The organism is Pseudomonas sp. CGJS7 (assembly GCF_036961695.1).
On the sequence record NZ_JBAMDI010000035.1, the window covers coordinates 72,020 to 87,795 of the forward strand.

Below are 15,776 nucleotides of genomic sequence, written 5' to 3' on the forward strand. Positions count from 1 at the left end.
TCAATGATCGCAGGGAAGAAGGATCTCATTCTAAGAGAGCTGGAGGAGGGGACCGGGGCGGCTATTGCTGCCGCGGTTGACGACAGCGGGCTTCGCTCGGGGCTGCGAATATGGTTCGCAGATCTTGACCAGAAGCACGGGCCAGTTGCTGAACTCAAGCCTTACGGGTTGAAGGGGCATAGAGTCAGTCTATCTTTTGGTAGCTTTTCGGGGGAGATCATCGGTCAGATTAGCAGAGCATCCTCCGAGGACGTTCAGCTTGCGCGTGCACTTATCGCATCGATTCGCTCCGATATTGCAGTCGAGATCGCCGGCCAACGAGTCGCCGACTGGACCGTCACATCTGGCTCTTTCCAGATTACCGCACGTATTCGGGATCAAGATGATCCGCATGAGGACGCCGCTATAATTGCCACTTGTCGGGACGTGATTGTTCCGATGATGGCTGCAATGGCTGAACTTATCGGATATGACGTCATCGAACCACAGATCGATGATGAAACTCCGGCGTTTGAAGGTGCCATTCTTAAATCTGTTGTACGGCGGAGAGAAAGGAATCCGCGCAACAGGCTCCTATGCATTCGTATCCACGGAGAGCGCTGCATTGTTTGTGGGCTTGAGCCGAGGCTAATTTATGGGGAAGCAGGCTCTATTATCGAGGTCCACCATCTTGAGCCACTTTCATTGCTAGTTGAGCCCCGTCCTTATGACCCCTGTACCGATCTAGTACCACTTTGCCCCTCATGCCATCGAGCTCTTCACACGAGACGTCCCGTACCTTTAAGCATTGAAGAGCTGAAAAAAATCAGGAGCAGTTGTAATGATCAAAGCCAATGAGCTTCCAGAGAGCTTCGAGGAACTGCTGGCCGATCCACCGGAAGATTTCGTGCTTTCAGAGAGCTTGATCGAGCCTGTAATGATCATTGGCAAGGTTCATAACCGCATTGTGGCGCGGCTCGGAGGAGCCCGTATTCTGAGAGGGGTCAGATATTTGATTACTGCCCCCAGCAATCGGCATGCATGGGTGTTGGACGAAGCCAAGATACGGCCTCTCCCGAGAGATGCAGTTTTAATTTTTGAAGAAATGCTAAACGGTGTCTCCTTCGACAACCTATCTTATAGTCAAGCCGTCAGCTTGGCCCGCAGTGTTGACGCACTCATGCAGGTTGAAGTAGAAGCGGACCTGTTGCAAGTTGGAGGCGCTGCAGCCAGTAGCCTAGACAGCGAGATAACTATCCCGGGCCTCACGGCAAAGCTCTTCCCCTACCAATCTCGTGGAGTCCAGTGGATGTGGGACACCATAAGACTTACAGGTGGTTTGATTCTTGCCGACGAAATGGGCCTAGGGAAAACCCTTCAGATCATTGCCTTATTGCTGATGGACCCTCCATCTGCAGAATCACCAGCGCTAATTGTTTGTCCCACCAGTTTAATTGCCAACTGGGTGCGTGAGCTCGAGCGCTTTGCACCTGGTATCACGGTTATGGTTCATCGAGGCCCCAGCAGAGCTGGAATTTATCGGGAGCTCCAGCGAACAAATATCGTTGTTACAACCTACGATACAATGGTTAACGATATCTCAATCATTTCCTCGTTTGAGTGGTCTTGGTTGATTTGCGATGAAGCGCAGGCTATCAAGAATCCTGACTCCAATCGTAGAAATGCAATCACTTCAATTCCCCGTCGGCGAACGATACCGATGACTGGTACTCCCGTGGAGAACAGCCTTCTGGACCTGTGGTCACTCACAGATTTCGCGATCCCCGGCATACTCGGCTCGCGGAGCGAATTTGAAGCGTCATATCCAGATAGTCTGGAGTCTGCTCAGAGTGTGGGGCGCTTCACTGACCCTATCATTTTAAAACGAAGAGTAGCTGATGTTGCGGGTGATCTGCCCCAGCGTATCGACATCGATCTCCCGCTTGAGTTGGACGATCTGCTTGCTGATCACTACCTAGATGTGCGGCGATCTACGCTTGAAAAATACCCGGTAGCAGGAGCTTTGGTTGCGACGCTGCAGCTGCAGCTAGTATGCGCACATCCTTGGTTGCGCCAGAACGATGTAGATCCGACCGACGAGGAGTCATTTGAAGTAACCCGTGGAGACAAGTATCCCCTTATGACTCCAAAAATGGAGCTTGTTGTTAGCCTGCTACAAGAAGCATTTTCCAACGGGCGAAAGGTGATCGTGTTCGCCCTTTTCAATAGGGTTGGGGATTTGATAAGGGAAGCCCTACCTGGATTTGTCCATGCATACTGGGGAGCGATCAATGGCTCAACCCCCCCAGAAAACCGTCAGTCGATAATCGATGACTTCACAAGTCACGAAGGTCCCGGTTGTTTGGTGCTGAACCCCAAAGCCGCAGGGGCGGGCCTGAATATCACTGCCGCAACTATAGTGATCCATTACACTCCAGTATGGAATCCCGCACTTGAGGCGCAAGCAAGTGCGAGAGCTCACCGCCGTGGTCAAACGCAGCCCGTCACCATCTACAGACTCTTCTACAAGGATACAGTAGAAGAGGTGATGATTGATCGATCGCTGTGGAAAAGCGAACTAGCCAATGAAAGTGTTCCCGTCTCCTCTAGAGATGCAACAGATCTTAAGCGGGCCCTTGAAATCAAACCGGAAAGAATATGACCATTAAAGTTTTTTGCAAGACTCTCAGTGCCAACGATGTAGGTACTACAGGCACCCATCAAGGTGGAATTCTGGTTCCAAGAAACGAAGGAGAGCTGCTTTCGTTTCTGCCTTCTCTCGATCCGGCCATCAAAAATCCTGACGCATGGATCGAATGCGAGGATGAAACAGGTACCGTGCGCAAATTTCGATTTGTCTATTACAACAACAGGCTTCATGATCAAGGCGGTACCCGCAACGAGTATCGTATCACCTATATGACAAAATACCTGCGCGAATTGGGTGCTAGAGAGGGTGAAGAGTTGGAAATCTCAAAGGATGAGGCTTCGAACGTCTATAGAATTCGTTTGGTTCGAGCCCATTCGAATGCTTGCGCTCATGAAGACGACGAAGGCGTCAGAATTAAAATCAAGTCTGGCTGGCGGCGGATCCACTGAAAAGATGCGATGATTCTGGAGGTCCACGCGTTGAGAATCATAGGTGTTGGTAAGCTGTTTACGGCTGCTTTAAATCGAGCTTGAACTGTTAAACTCTTATGCCAGTAGCGGATGCGTATTGCCGGAGCGATTGTTGCGGAGTCATTCAGTATGTTTGTTCTGCACTTTTGGATATATGGGTAGCTATTTCTGTTGCCCGTTGGCTGGCTGTTTTTGCACGGAACCCAATGCCGAGAGCGTTGGTCAAGATAGAGATTAAACATTTGTGCTCCTAGTTGGCTGTCACCGTTAACCAAGGTGCGGTTCACTTTCGGGGATGTCTGGTGTCTGACTAGTTCAGTAAGTTTTATTAGCACATTCTGGTCTCGGCGTGTTCTTCTCTAGATCAATGAGAGTGTGAAGTGGTAGTAGTACTTGGTGGGATGCGAGCGATCTTTCAGGTGTCGATTTAGGAACCAGCGATATGCTTGCACTCCCAGTTCCTTGTGTTGTTTATTTGCCATCGTTGTGGGATCGCCATTTGTATGATTCGAGCTTGTCGCACACGACGTTGTTGGGTAGCCGTCGATCCAGTCAACACACCGCTCAGAAACTGATGATCATGGGGCATCAAGCCAAACTGATTTCACCGCAGTTCGTTCGGCCCTTCGTTAAAGGCAACAAAAACGATTTCGTCGATGCCGGGGTGATTTGTGAAGCCGCGTTGCGCCGGTCGATTCGCGTTGTCTCGCCCCAAACATGGTGGGTTGATGGCAATGTTGCGGCGCATCAATGCGACTGTTGCTGAGGACGACTGCATCCCTCGGCGTTGATCGATTGGAGTAACAGGGGCCAAGCGGCTGACGCTGACCCCTTTAAGCCTCGCGGTGCGTGATTCAACGCATCATGCCGAGTTCTGCATCATCCAGTAGCGCTTTACCCAAAGCACAGAGGTAGTGCGCCGCCCAGATCAGTTTGGGCTTGTCTTCCATCAGCCCGTCGATGGTCAGGTCCCGCGCGTAGCCCATCAGTTCCGAGGCCTGTTCGCGGGCGTTTTGACAAGGAATGCCTGCTTCGATGCGGAACAGTGGGTGGGTCTGGTTTTCGCCTTGAAAGAAGATGGTTTTACCAACTGTGCATTGGGTGTCTTCGGTTGTCATTGATCAATCTCCCTGGTTCTGCTGGTGCGCCGGCAAGCCGGGCTTGCGCAGGCTTTTCGCTCGGTATGCGAATCAATGCATCGGTTGCGGGTTGGCTGTTTGCTGTATTTGCGTCAGCGCGGATTCGAGTAACCGCCGCAGGGTTTCAAGCTCGTGCATCGAGGCCATGATCAAAACCGATGCGGGTGACTTGGGCTGCATCAGAATTGCCTGCTGGGCTACGGCTTCTGCACAGAGCGCGTAGTCCGAGGCCATCATGATCGTGTCTTCCAGGGAGTGGAGGTGGTGGGGTGGGTCGGGTCGGGGACTATCTTCAACATGATTGCTTCCATTTCAGGGCTGTCACCATCTGCTGTCAAACAGAGGGTGGCAGCTGTACGCGGGTTGACAGACCGGCGGAAACAACAAGTTCCGGCGCACGCAAGCGTGCCCGCACGTACAGCCGCCATAACGACGAGCCGTTTTGTTGTTTACCGTCGCGACCTGTCAAAGTCATGCCGTTGATGAGCAACGACCCACCGAGACTAAAACCCTGAAAAAATGACCGCAACGGAAAACAGGCGCAGGCAGTATCTTTGGGAAACGCCCTACAAGAAAGGGGTTAAATCCGATTTTTTCGACCCGCAGCGCCCAAATTCCAGGCACAAAAAAAGACGCCCGAGGCCCCTTCGATAACACTGCAGGTGTCTACTCGATGCGCCGTTACCGGTGCAGGACGACGCGCTGCGGGTCAGTGGCACTCATAACGGCAACGGGTCGCTGCCTGGACTGAACTGCGAGAACATCCAGTCGATGAACACCTGGGTCTCGGCGACCGCATCCTGGGATACCCCGTAGTAGTAACGGGTCAGTGGCAGGCGCAGGTGTGGCAGTGGGCTGTGCAGGCGACCGGTGGCCAGGTCCTTGCCCAGCAGCGAGGCCGGACACAGCGCCACGCCAAGTCCATCGACGGCGGCCTGCAGCACCAGGTGCATGTGGTCGAACTGCAGTCTTGGCTGGCGCTGCGGCTGGCTGATGCCGGCCAGTTTGCACCAGGCCGCCCAGTCGCCACTGCGGGTGCGGCCCGAGAGCAGGGTATGGCGCAGCACATCGCTCGGTGCAATTACCGGTATCGCCTGCAGCAGGGCGGGTGCGGCGACCAGCAGCATGTCGTCCTCGAGCAGGACGTGCGGTTCCACGTTGGCCGCCCAGCCCGAGCTGCCACGGCGTACCACCACATCGAAGGCTTCCCGTGACTGGTCCGGGGCCAGGGTGCTGGTGATCACCTCAGGCTGGATGTCCGGATGCTGCGCCATGAAATCGGGCAGACGCGGGATCAGCCAGCGCACCGCGAAAGACGGTCGGACATTGATCACTACCTTGCGCGGCGCACTGCCGCGGGTCAGGGCGTGGGTGGCGTTGGCGATCTGCGCCAGGCCCTGGCTGATCTGTTCGAAATAGGCCTGGCCGATCGGGGTCAGCAGCGATTGCCGGTTGCGGCGTTCGAACAGCACCACCCCCAGGTGTTCCTCGAGCAGCCGGATATGGCGGCTGACGGCGCTGTGGGTAACCTGCAGCTCTTCGGCGGCACGGCTGAAGCTCTGGTGACGCGCAGCTGAGGCAAAGGCACGGACGGCGTTCAAGGGCGGGAGGTCGGCGATCATCTGTCTAATTTAGTCACATCAAAGGCGCAATAAAAGCGTTTGTCAGCAGTTGCGCTTCGCGCCACCCTGAAGGCCGCTCTTTCTGCCCTGGCCGCCGCCCATGTCTGTGAACACCACCAAGCTACCGATCGGGATGCGCTGCGCGCTGCCGTGATACTTGGCCTGTGCCTTCCCGGCGATGTCCTGCTGTATCTGCTGCTGCCGATGCAGGCGCTGTAAGGCGTCACCCGTATCCAGGCGCTGTGTGGCGAGCGGGGGTGGAGGCGTTATCAAGGCTTGCAACCGTACCTCTATGTGGTCGGTGCCGGCCTGCTGTTCACCGGGCTGCTGGGGCAATACCTGCTCTGGGCGGCGCGGACGTTGTTGAACCTGCTGCCAGGAGGCATGCTGCATGGCTAGTTATGGACTGTTCCTCATTCTCGCGACGCTTACCGTACTCAGCCCTGGCCCCGGAGTGGTGCTGACACTTTCCAACGCCCTGCGCCATGGATGGAGCGGCGCGCTGCCCGGGATCCTCGGTATCGCCTTGGGCGCCTTCATCGTCGCCGGACTCTCGGCCAGCAGTGTCGGGTTGATCCTGGCGACCTCTGCGATGGCGTTCACCGTGCTCAAGTATGTTGGTGCCCTGTACCTGCTGTACCTGGGGGTCAAGATGTGGCGCACGCAGCGCTTTATCTCCGAGCTCACGGTGACCGCCACGCAACCCTGGCGCCGTTTTGTCGAGGCGCTGTCGATCCAGTTGCTCAACCCCAAAGCAGGATTTTTCTTCCTGGCGGTTTTCCCGCAGTTCATCCGTGCGCAGGACAGCTACTACAGCCAGTTCTTCATACTGGTGTCGTCCTACGCCCTGCTGGTGGTGCTGGTGCACACCGGCTATGCGCTGATGGCCAACGGCGCCAGGGGCTGGTTGTCGACCAACCGCGGCGCGCGGATTGTCGGCAAGCTTTCGGGCGTCACTTTCTTCTGTTTTGGCATGCTGATGGCGTCGGCCAGCAAATGAACCGTTTTGAATGTAACCAGGAGGCTGCATGGCCAGGAAGGCACTGGAATTCCTGCTGTCGGATGACGACCGCGTACATCTGAGGAAGACTGCCCGCTCCGGGCGAATGCCCTATCGTAGCGTTACCCGGGCCTCGATTCTGCTGTTGCTGGACAGTGGACTGACACCGAAGGAGGTCAGCTTGCGGCTGAACGTTACCGCACCAGTGGTGTTCAAGTGGCGTAGTCGGTACTTGGCCAATGGTATCGACGGGCTCGAGGATCTGCCGCGTGGTGGGGTGGGTAGGGGATTGTCGATGGTGGGGTGAGGGCGACTGCGCTTTGGTGAGTCAAATTGCTGATCTCAACGCGTTGCCTACCCTATTCATAGCCCATCAGTTCCGAGGCCTGTTCGCGGGCGTTTTGGCAAGGAATGCCGGCTTCGATGTGGTTTGGGAAACGCCCTACAAGAAAGAGGTTAAATCCGTTTTTTCGACCCGCAGCGCCCAAATACCAGGCACAAAAAAAGACGCCCGAGGGCGTCTTCTTCTTTGGATTTGGTGGAGCCGGGGGGATTTGAACCCCCGTCCGCCAGTACTCCGCTGTCGGTACTACATGCTTAGCCGTGTCTACTGATTTAATCCGCAGCCGCCCGACGGGCAGGGTGCTTTGGATGAGTTGTGTAAGTTTTAGTCACTTCGCCCACAACGTGCTACGCGACGATCCTGTTCTGTATGACAATCATTTCGGGTTTACAGGCATCCCCTAGTGATTGCTGGAGCCGAAGCTACCAGAAGCAAAGGTCACTTACGCTGCGAGAGCGTAGGATTCCTCGCCGTAGGTTTCGTCATTGGCAACTATAGAAGTTGCAACAGTGGATTTACGAGTTCTGTTACCAACTCGGCATGCACCTAGAGTTTCGCTACCGGCGTCGAATCCTAATCGGCCCCGCACTAGCTCTTGGCTAACGCACCTTACGGCGCGTAGGACGGAGTATACGCCATTGCGCGGGCGACGTCGACAGCCGGTCCAGTCGCCCGCTTTTGGGCTTACGCGCCGCCGCTGCTGCTGCTGCTGCCTTTCTCGGTTTTTTCCAGGCGCTCCAGGACCTTGCTGGTAATGGCAATGCATTCCTTGGTATCGCCCGAGGCCTGGGCGGCCTTGGCTTTGTCGACGTGCTCGGTGATGGCTTTGTCCAGGCCTTCGGAAGTGGCGCCGGCGGTGGCCATGCTGTCGTCGATCTTTTGCAGGTTGGCGGCGCAGAGGTCATCGGCGGCGAACACCGGCGAAGCCAGCAGGGTGGCGGCCGCGAACAGGGCCGAAAGTGCGGTACCTTTCATGGGTGTCTCCTCTGGGGCCTCTGGAAGGTGGGCCTGTAAGGTGGACTGCGGGGGATTGGCGGGGGTTCCATCGGGATGTGGCGGGGCGATATTGAGGTGGGGATGGCACCGGCGTTGCCGGTGTTCGCGGGTGAACCCGCGGATACGGCGGGCTGTGTATAACCACCGATGTGTGGGCACCACCAATCGGTGTAGGGGCGGGTTTACCCGCGAATGCGGTGGTGGCTGCGACGGTGGACGACGGGTAGAGATTTGCCAGCAGGGCTGGCCTCTTCGCGGGTAAACCCGCTCCTACGGGGGGGCTGTGTATAACCACCGATGTGTGGGCACCACCAATCGGTGTAGGGGCGGGTTTACCCGCGAATGCGGTGGTGGCTGCGACGGTGGACGGCGGGTGGGGATTGGTCAGCAGGGCCGGCCTCTTCGCGGGTGAACCCGCTCCTACGGGGGGCTGTGTATAACCACCGATGTGTGGGCACCACCAATCGGTGTAGGGGCGGGTTTACCCGCGAATGCGGTGGTGGCTGCGACGGTGGACGACGGGTGGGGATTGGTCAGCAGGGCCGGCCTCTTCGCGGGTGAACCCGCTCCTACGGGGGGGCTGTGTACAACCACCGATGTGTGTCCACCACCAATCTGCGTAGGGGCGGGTTTACCCGCGAATACGGTGGTGGCTGCGCCGGTGGACGGCGGGTGGAGATTGGCCAGCAGGGCCGGCCTCTTCGCGGGTAAACCCGCTCCTACACAGCGCTCCCCACCTATATCAGCGTGTTATAGGCTGCGTGGCCGGGTGACGCGGTCCACCAGGTAGACCAGGCCGTGGTAGTCGATGCCGCTGTGGCTCGACAGGCCAATCTCGCAGGTGCGGCTGGTGGAAATACCTTCGCTGCAATACTGCACGGCGTCCTTCAGGCTGCGCAGCGAGTGGGCGTTCAGCTCGGGGGTGGTGAAGCCTTTGTCACCGGCAAACCCGCAGCAATGAATGCCTTCCGGGATCACCACCTGTTTGTTGCAACGCCGCGCCAGGTCGATCAAGGCCTGGCTTTCGCCCAGGTGCTGGGTGCTGCAGGTCACGTGCACGGCTACCGGTTCGTCCTGGGGGGTGAACTCCAGGCGGTCGAGCAGGTGGGTGCGGATGAAGCGCACCGGGTCGTACAGGTCCAGCCGGGTGTCGCTCAGGTCCTGCACCAGGCGCAGGGTGCAGGGGCTGGTGTCGCAATAGATCGGGTCGAGGCCGCCGCGGCTGGCGTGCAGCAGGGCGGTGATCAGTTCCTGGCGCTTGTGTTCGGCCTGCTCGGGGTAGCCCTTGGAGGCGAACGGTTGGCCGCAGCACAGGCTGTCGGCGTTGTCGGGGAACACCACCTGGTAACCGGCCTTTTCCAGCAGGGCGCGGGTTTTGTCCAGCAGCGAGCTTTGCTCGCGGTCGGCATAAGCCGGGCCCATGACCCGGGAGACGCAGGCAGCCAGGTACACCACGCGGGGGCGGGCGTCGTTGCTGGTAGCGCCGAAGGCCAGCGGGCGCAGCGGTTGCGGCATGGCCGGGGTCCATTGGGGCAGGCGGCCTTTGCTGGCTTTGCTCAGCGAGGCGCTCAGGCGGCCCAGGCGCGGGGCGCCAAGCAGCTTGCGTGCGGTGTTGGCGGCGGTCAGGGTCAGGCGCGCACCGCTTAGGGCAGTGTGGAAATGCTCGGCCAGCCAGTCGGCGGTTTTAGCGTGGTCGGCGGCCTGGCTGCGCAGTTTTTTCACCAGCTCGCCGGTGTTGATGCCGACCGGGCAGCGCTGGGCGCACAGGCCGGTAGCGGCGCAGGTGTCGATGCCCTGGTACTGGTAGCTTTGCATCAGTTCACGTGTATCGATGCCGGCGCGTTGCTTGGCCTGGATGTCACGCCACATGACGATGCGCTGGCGTGGGCTGAGGGTCAGGCCCTTGGACGGGCACACCGGTTCGCAGAAGCCGCACTCGATGCACTTGTCGACAATTTCGTCGGCGGCAGGCAGCGGCTTGAGGTTTTTCAGGTGGATATCCGGGTCGTCGCTCAACACCACGTCGGGGTTGAGGATGCCGTTGGGGTCGAGCAGGCGCTTGAGCTTCCACATCAGCTGGTAGGCATCGTGGCCCCACTCCAGCTCCACGAAGGGCGCCATGTTACGCCCGGTGCCGTGTTCGGCCTTGAGCGAGCCGCCAAACTCCACCGCCACCAGCTGCGCCACGTCGTCCATGAACGCCTGGTAACGGGCGACTTCTTCGGCGCTGTTGAAACCTTGGGTAAAGACGAAGTGCAGGTTGCCTTCCAGCGCGTGGCCGAAAATGATCGCTTCGTCATAGTGATGCTTGTCGAACAGCTGGATCAGGCGGTTGACGCCTTCGGCCAGTTGCTCGACGGGGAAGGTCACGTCTTCGATGATGACCGTGGTGCCGGTCTGGCGCACGGCACCGACGGCGGGGAAGGTGTCCTTGCGGATTTTCCACAGCTGGTTGTACACGGCCGGGTCTTCGCTGAAGTCCACTTGCTGTTCCAGCGGGAAGTCGGCGATCGAGGCCATGACCTGCTGCAGTTGCTCGTGCAGCAGGCTCTGGCTGGCGGCGCGGGATTCGATCAGCAGGGCGCAGGCATTGTCCGACAGGCCTTTTACCCACAGCGGCATGCCGGGCATGTTCTGCACCGAGCGCAGGCTGCGGCGGTCGAGCAGTTCCACGGCCGAGACCGGCTGTTGTTTGAGCACGGGTACCGCGCGGCAGCAGCTTTCAACGCTGGGGAACACCAGCAGGGCGCTGGCCTTGTGCGGGTGGTCGGGCACGGTGTCGTACGTGACGGCGCTGATGAAGCCCAGCGTGCCTTCCGAGCCGACCAGCAGGTGCTGCAGAATGTCCAGCGGCTGGTCGTAGTCCACCAGTGCGTTCAGTGACAGGCCGGTGGTGTTCTTCAGCCGGTATTTGTGCCGGATGCGTTCAGCCAGCGCGGTGTTGGCGCGGGTTTCGCGGCCCAGGCGGGCCAGTGCTTCCAGCAGCTCGGCGTGGCTGCTTTCGAAGGCGGCGACGCTGGCCGGGTCTTCGCTGTCCAGGCGGGTGCCGTCGGCCAGCACCAGGCGCAGGCCCGCCAGGGTGTGGTAGGTGTTCTGCGCGGTGCCGCAGCACATGCCACTGGCGTTGTTGGCGACGATGCCGCCGATCTTGCAGGCGTTGATCGAGGCCGGGTCGGGGCCGATCTTGCGCCCGAAGGGGGCCAGCCAGGCGTTGGCCTGGGCGCCGATCACGCCGGGTTGCAGGCGAATCTGCTCGCCCTGGCGACGGATTTCGCGGCCGTTCCAGTTATCGCCGAGCACGATCAGCACCGAATCGCTGATGGCCTGGCCAGACAGGCTGGTGCCGGCAGCGCGGAAGGTGACCGGCACCCGCTCGCGCTGGGCCAGTTTGATCAGGCCAACCACTTCGTCCTCGGACTCGACGCGCACCACCAGCTTGGGGATCAAGCGGTAGAAGCTGGCGTCGGTGCCGAAGGCCAGGGTGGAGGTGGGGTCGTCGAAGCGGCGTTCGGCGGGGATCAGGCGCTCGGCATCACGCAGGAACGCGGCGGGCAGGCTCATGCAGTCTCCTCGCGGGGCTGTGGCGTCTGTGCGCTACATGCCCCGGGTCATTCAGGCGGTGGTTCTTGCAGGCGTTCAGGCGCCCAGTTCGCGTACCAGCGAGTCGCGGGTGATCTCGCTGATCGACTTGGCACCGGTCAGCACCATGGCCACGCGCATTTCCTTTTCGAACAGCTCAAGCAGGTTTTTCACGCCGGCCTGGCCATGCACGGCAAGGGCGTAGAGGAAGGCGCGGCCGATCAGTACGGTGTCGGCACCCAGGGCAATCATGCGCACCACGTCCAGGCCACTGCGAATGCCCGAGTCGGCCAGAATCTTCAAGTCGCCTTTGACCGCGTCGGCAATCGCCGGCAGGGCGCGGGCACTGGACAGCACGCCGTCGAGCTGGCGGCCGCCGTGGTTGGACACCACGATACCGTCGGCACCGAACTTGACCGCATCGCGGGCGTCATCGGCATCGAGAATGCCCTTGATGATCATCGGGCCGTCCCAGAACTCGCGGATCCACTCCAGGTCTTTCCAGGAAATGGACGGGTCGAAGTTGTTGCCCAGCCAGCCGATGTAGTCGGCAAGGCCGGTGGGGTTGCCACGGTATTTGGAGATGTTGCCCAGGTCATGCGGGCGGCCCATCACGCCCACGTCCCATGCCCACTCGGGGTGGGTCATGGCTTGCAGCACGCGGCGCAGCGGGCCGTTCTTGCCGCTCATGCCAGAGTGGGCGTCGCGGTAGCGGGCGCCGGGTACGGGCATGTCCACGGTGAACACCAGGGTCTTGACGCCGGCGGCCTTGGCGCGCTCCAGGGCATTACGCATGAAGCCGCGGTCCTTGAGTACATACAGCTGGAACCACATTGGCCGGTTGATGGCGGGCGCCACTTCTTCGATCGGGCACACCGACACAGTCGACATCGTGAACGGGATGCCGTGGGCCGCCGCTGCACGCGCGGCCTGCACTTCGCCACGGCGTGCGTACATGCCGGTGAGGCCGACCGGGGCCAAGGCCACCGGCATGCTCAGGGTTTCGTCGAACAGCTTGGTTTCCAGGCTGAGCTCGGACATGTTGTTCAGCACGCGCTGGCGCAGGGCGATGCCGGCCAGGTCCGAGACGTTGTGGCGCAGGGTGTGCTCGGCGTAGGCGCCGCCGTCAGCGTAGTGGAACAGGAAGGGGGGCAGCTTGCGTTGGGCCGCGGCGCGATAGTCGGTAGAGGCAGAAATGATCATGGATTCTCGCAGCGTTGCTTGTGGGAGTGCCGGGCGCGCGACGGCGCCCGGCCCCTTTCACTTTAGTGATGAACCAGCATGCCGGTCAGCCAGTAAGCCTGGACCAGGGTGATCAGGCCGACGATGGTGGCGAAGAACAGGCTGTGCTTGACGGTGAAGCGGAACAGGTCGGATTCCTTGCCGACCAGGCCGGTAGCGGCGCAGGCCACGGCGATCGATTGCGGCGAGATCATCTTGCCGGTTACGCCGCCGCTGGTGTTGGCCGCCACCAGCAGGGTGTCGTTGACCCCGATCTGGTGCGCGGTGGTGGCCTGCAGCGAGCTGAACAGGGCGTTGGACGAGGTGTCCGAGCCGGTCAGGAACACGCCCAGCCAGCCGAGGAACGGCGAGAAGAACGGGAACGCGGCGCCGGTACCGGCCAGCACCAGGGCCATGGTCGAGGACATGCCCGAGTAGTTGGTGACGAAGGCGAAGGCCAACACCATGCCGATCGACAGAATCGGCCAGCGCAGTTCCCAGAAGGTTTCTTTGAAAGTGGTAAGACCAGTTTTGAAGTTGATCTTCAGCACCGCCATCGAGATCAGCGCCGAAAGGAAGATCGCGGTGCCGGTGGCGGAGATCGGGTCGAGCTTGAACACCGCTGGCATGGCGGTCGGCGCGGCAACGATCGGTGCGGTCTTGATCACCAGCTGGTCGAGGTGCGGGATGGCGAAGTTGAACACGAAGTTGTACATCGCGCCGCCCGGAGCGAAAGCCGCCTTGAACGGCTTCAGGGTCCAGATGGTGACCAGCACGGTGAGGATCAGGAACGGCGACCAGGCCTTGAAGATCTCGCCAAAGCTGTACGGGCTAGGCTGGCTGCCGCTTGGCTGCACAACGGCTGCGCCGACACTGCCTTTGGCCTCGCTGAACGCACGCTTGGGCTGCCAGACTTTCAGGAACAGGGTGAGGCAGATCAGGCTGGCCAGGGCCGAGGTGATGTCTGGCAGTTCCGGGCCGATGAAGTTCGAGGTGAAGTACTGGGTGACGGCAAAGCTCAGGCCGGCGACCAGGGCGGCAGGCCAGGTTTCCTTCACGCCACGCAGGCCATCCATCATGAACACCAGCCAGAACGGCACGAACAGCGACAGCAGCGGCAGCTGGCGGCCGGTCATGGCGCCGATGTGGAAGGCGTCGATACCGGTGACCTGGCCGGCCACGATGATCGGGATGCCCAGGGCGCCGAAGGCCACTGGCGCGGTGTTGGCGATCAGGCACAGGCCGGCAGCGTACAGCGGGTTGAAGCCCAGGCCCACCAGCAGTGCGGCCGTGATGGCCACCGGTGCGCCAAAGCCTGCCGCACCTTCGAGGAAGGCGCCGAAGCAGAAGCCGATCAGCAGCACTTGCAGGCGCTGGTCGTCGGTAATCGACAGCACCGAGCTGCGGATCACTTCGAACTGGCCGCTCTTGACCGTGAGTTTGTACAGGAACACCGCGGCAACGATGATCCAGGCAATTGGCCAGAGGCCATAGAGGAAGCCGTAACCCGCGGCGGCGAGGGCCATGTCGACAGGCATCTGGAAGGCGAAGATCGCCACCAGGATCGACAGCGCGAGGGTGATGCTGCCCGCTACGTGGCCCTTGAGGCGGAACACGGCGAGGGCCAGGAAGAAGAACACGATAGGGATGACCGCCGCCAGTGCGGACAGGCCAAGACTACCAAGCGGGCTATAGAGTTGTTGCCAGGTTTGCATATGGGGTGGCCCCTAATTGTTGTTGGTCAGGCACTGGCATTGGATAATTGGTAAGACCAATTTACAATGGCTGGGCGCTAGGTTAAAAGCGCTGCCGTGGGTGTGTCAATTTGTCCTGTGCAAAACTTTGGTCGCGTACCGATGAGCGGGCATCTGATGTGCTGGGAAAATCGCGGCTTGATGGGTGTTTGCGTGGCCTGGATCGGCGAGAATAGACACCCCCTGAAATTTGCCGGGGGTTTGTGGAGAGCATGTGATGGTTTTTGATCAGGTACGCCAACGGCGCCTGTCCGACGACATTGTCGATCGGCTGGAAGGGATGATTCTGGAAGGCACGCTGACCTCGGGGCAGCGGCTGCCGGCCGAGCGCGTCCTGGCCGAGCAGTTTGGTGTGTCCCGCCCGTCACTGCGTGAGGCGATCCAGAAGCTGGTGGCCAAGGGGCTGCTGGTCAGCCGTCAGGGCGGGGGCAATTTTGTGGCGGAGTCGTTGGGGTCCACCTTCAGCGACCCGTTGCTGCAGTTGCTCGAGCACAGTGCCGAAGCGCAGCGTGACCTGCTCGAGTTTCGCCATACCCTGGAGGCGTCCTGCGCCTATTACGCTGCCCAGCGTGCCACCGAGCCGGACCGGGCACGGTTGAAGGCGGCCTTCGATGCGCTGCAGGACTGCTATGCCAGGGTCGATGAGGTGACCCGTGCGGAAGAGGGCGCGGCTGATGCGCGCTTCCACCTGGCGATCGCCGAGGCCAGTCATAACGCGGTGTTGCTGCACACCATCCGGGGGCTGTTCGACCTGCTCAAGCGTAACGTGGTGACCAACATCGGCGGCATGTACCAGCAGCGTACCGAAACCCGGGACATGCTGATCAGTCAGCACCGGGAGCTGTACCTGGCGATTGTCGAGGGCAGGGCGGAGGATGCGCGAGAGGTGTCCAGCCGGCACATTTTGTATGTGCAGGAGGTGCTGCATGAGGCGCACGAAGAAGCGCAGCGGGTGGCGCGGGCAGAGCGGCGCAGCGGGCGCTGAAACTTTTATGGGCAGTACCGGCCTCTTCGCGGGCAAGC

13 protein-coding genes, 1 other RNA gene and 3 pseudogenes are annotated in these 15,776 nt (G+C 60.2%); 9 read left to right on the plus strand and 8 right to left on the minus strand.

Features of this window, described 5'->3' with window-relative positions:
- Positions 1 to 3: 3 nt before the first annotated feature.
- The 4 genes and pseudogenes from V7787_RS21375 to V7787_RS21395 form a co-directional block, all read left to right on the plus strand.
- Positions 4 to 837, plus strand: a complete 834-nt coding sequence (locus V7787_RS21375) for an HNH endonuclease (RefSeq protein ID WP_198747854.1) — start codon at positions 4 to 6, stop codon at positions 835 to 837.
- Entirely contained in the window at positions 821 to 2,641 is a 1,821-nt protein-coding gene (locus tag V7787_RS21380; protein ID WP_198747855.1) for a DEAD/DEAH box helicase, read from the plus strand. Before V7787_RS21375 ends, V7787_RS21380 begins: the two co-directional genes overlap by 17 nt.
- Positions 2,638 to 3,078, plus strand: coding sequence for an EcoRII N-terminal effector-binding domain-containing protein (locus V7787_RS21385; protein WP_198747856.1), 441 nt, complete (start codon positions 2,638 to 2,640; stop codon positions 3,076 to 3,078). Before V7787_RS21380 ends, V7787_RS21385 begins: the two co-directional genes overlap by 4 nt.
- Positions 3,079 to 3,676: 598 nt before the next feature.
- A pseudogene (locus V7787_RS21395) lies at positions 3,677 to 3,817 on the plus strand (IS110 family transposase); the annotation flags it as partial.
- Between the two features lie 136 nt (positions 3,818 to 3,953).
- On the opposite strand, the gene V7787_RS21400 reads toward V7787_RS21395, so the two are convergent.
- The 3 genes from V7787_RS21400 to gcvA all read right to left on the minus strand — a co-directional run bounded on the left by V7787_RS21400 (position 3,954) and on the right by gcvA (position 5,860).
- Positions 3,954 to 4,217: a DUF3077 domain-containing protein gene (locus tag V7787_RS21400; RefSeq protein ID WP_003249898.1), complete on the minus strand. Its 264-nt coding sequence runs from the start codon at positions 4,215 to 4,217 to the stop codon at positions 3,954 to 3,956.
- 72 nt (positions 4,218 to 4,289) lie between these two features.
- Positions 4,290 to 4,475, minus strand: coding sequence for a hypothetical protein (locus V7787_RS21405; protein ID WP_014592423.1), 186 nt, complete (start codon positions 4,473 to 4,475; stop codon positions 4,290 to 4,292).
- A 482-nt stretch (positions 4,476 to 4,957) separates the two neighbouring features.
- Positions 4,958 to 5,860 (minus strand): transcriptional regulator GcvA, encoded by a 903-nt coding sequence (gene gcvA, locus V7787_RS21410; protein WP_198747857.1) that lies wholly within the window; start codon positions 5,858 to 5,860, stop codon positions 4,958 to 4,960.
- An 87-nt stretch (positions 5,861 to 5,947) separates the two neighbouring features.
- On the opposite strand from gcvA, the pseudogene V7787_RS21415 reads away from it, so the two are divergent.
- The 4 genes and pseudogenes from V7787_RS21415 to V7787_RS21430 form a co-directional block, all read left to right on the plus strand.
- Positions 5,948 to 6,070, plus strand: a pseudogene (locus V7787_RS21415) (MFS transporter); the annotation flags it as partial.
- Between the two features lie 66 nt (positions 6,071 to 6,136).
- A complete protein-coding gene (locus V7787_RS21420) occupies positions 6,137 to 6,259 on the plus strand; it encodes a hypothetical protein (RefSeq protein WP_269835655.1) in 123 nt (40 codons plus the stop codon).
- Positions 6,252 to 6,860 carry a LysE family translocator gene (locus V7787_RS21425; RefSeq protein WP_198747859.1) on the plus strand — a complete coding sequence of 203 codons (609 nt, stop codon included), beginning with the start codon at positions 6,252 to 6,254 and terminating at the stop codon, positions 6,858 to 6,860. Before V7787_RS21420 ends, V7787_RS21425 begins: the two co-directional genes overlap by 8 nt.
- 127 nt (positions 6,861 to 6,987) lie before the next feature.
- Positions 6,988 to 7,137 (plus strand): annotated as a pseudogene (locus tag V7787_RS21430) (helix-turn-helix domain-containing protein); the annotation flags it as partial.
- 259 nt (positions 7,138 to 7,396) lie between these two features.
- On the opposite strand, the gene ssrA reads toward V7787_RS21430, so the two are convergent.
- From ssrA to V7787_RS21455, 5 genes are all read right to left on the minus strand, one after another.
- Positions 7,397 to 7,788, minus strand: a transfer-messenger RNA (tmRNA) gene (ssrA, locus tag V7787_RS21435).
- 99 nt (positions 7,789 to 7,887) lie between these two features.
- Positions 7,888 to 8,178 (minus strand): hypothetical protein, encoded by a 291-nt coding sequence (locus V7787_RS21440; RefSeq protein ID WP_336089524.1) that lies wholly within the window; start codon positions 8,176 to 8,178, stop codon positions 7,888 to 7,890.
- 771 nt (positions 8,179 to 8,949) lie between these two features.
- Positions 8,950 to 11,760 (minus strand): FAD-binding and (Fe-S)-binding domain-containing protein, encoded by a 2,811-nt coding sequence (locus V7787_RS21445; RefSeq protein WP_336089525.1) that lies wholly within the window; start codon positions 11,758 to 11,760, stop codon positions 8,950 to 8,952.
- Positions 11,761 to 11,835: 75 nt separating this feature from the next.
- The gene (gene lldD / locus V7787_RS21450; RefSeq protein WP_003249907.1) at positions 11,836 to 12,981 is read right to left on the minus strand and encodes an FMN-dependent L-lactate dehydrogenase LldD; all 1,146 of its coding nucleotides are present in this window, start codon (positions 12,979 to 12,981) and stop codon (positions 11,836 to 11,838) included.
- A 62-nt stretch (positions 12,982 to 13,043) separates the two neighbouring features.
- The gene (locus V7787_RS21455; RefSeq protein ID WP_010955372.1) at positions 13,044 to 14,714 is read right to left on the minus strand and encodes a lactate permease LctP family transporter; all 1,671 of its coding nucleotides are present in this window, start codon (positions 14,712 to 14,714) and stop codon (positions 13,044 to 13,046) included.
- A 256-nt stretch (positions 14,715 to 14,970) separates the two neighbouring features.
- On the opposite strand from V7787_RS21455, the gene V7787_RS21460 reads away from it, so the two are divergent.
- Positions 14,971 to 15,738, plus strand: coding sequence for an FCD domain-containing protein (locus V7787_RS21460; RefSeq protein ID WP_010955371.1), 768 nt, complete (start codon positions 14,971 to 14,973; stop codon positions 15,736 to 15,738).
- The last annotated feature ends 38 nt before the right edge of the window (positions 15,739 to 15,776 follow it).

What these genes read in the sequence shown, in the direction of transcription:
- V7787_RS21460 (WP_010955371.1), top strand. Translation starts at nt 14,971, where the DNA reads ATGGTTTTTGATCAGGTACGCCAACGGCGCCTGTCCGACGACATTGTC.
- V7787_RS21455 (WP_010955372.1), bottom strand. Translation starts at nt 14,714, where the DNA reads ATGCAAACCTGGCAACAACTCTATAGCCCGCTTGGTAGTCTTGGCCTG.
- gcvA (WP_198747857.1), bottom strand. Translation starts at nt 5,860, where the DNA reads ATGATCGCCGACCTCCCGCCCTTGAACGCCGTCCGTGCCTTTGCCTCA.
- V7787_RS21445 (WP_336089525.1), bottom strand. Translation starts at nt 11,760, where the DNA reads ATGAGCCTGCCCGCCGCGTTCCTGCGTGATGCCGAGCGCCTGATCCCC.
- lldD (WP_003249907.1), bottom strand. Translation starts at nt 12,981, where the DNA reads ATGATCATTTCTGCCTCTACCGACTATCGCGCCGCGGCCCAACGCAAG.
- V7787_RS21425 (WP_198747859.1), top strand. Translation starts at nt 6,252, where the DNA reads ATGGCTAGTTATGGACTGTTCCTCATTCTCGCGACGCTTACCGTACTC.
- V7787_RS21400 (WP_003249898.1), bottom strand. Translation starts at nt 4,217, where the DNA reads ATGACAACCGAAGACACCCAATGCACAGTTGGTAAAACCATCTTCTTT.
- V7787_RS21440 (WP_336089524.1), bottom strand. Translation starts at nt 8,178, where the DNA reads ATGAAAGGTACCGCACTTTCGGCCCTGTTCGCGGCCGCCACCCTGCTG.
- V7787_RS21385 (WP_198747856.1), top strand. Translation starts at nt 2,638, where the DNA reads ATGACCATTAAAGTTTTTTGCAAGACTCTCAGTGCCAACGATGTAGGT.
- V7787_RS21375 (WP_198747854.1), top strand. Translation starts at nt 4, where the DNA reads ATGATCGCAGGGAAGAAGGATCTCATTCTAAGAGAGCTGGAGGAGGGG.
- V7787_RS21380 (WP_198747855.1), top strand. Translation starts at nt 821, where the DNA reads ATGATCAAAGCCAATGAGCTTCCAGAGAGCTTCGAGGAACTGCTGGCC.
- V7787_RS21405 (WP_014592423.1), bottom strand. Translation starts at nt 4,475, where the DNA reads ATGATGGCCTCGGACTACGCGCTCTGTGCAGAAGCCGTAGCCCAGCAG.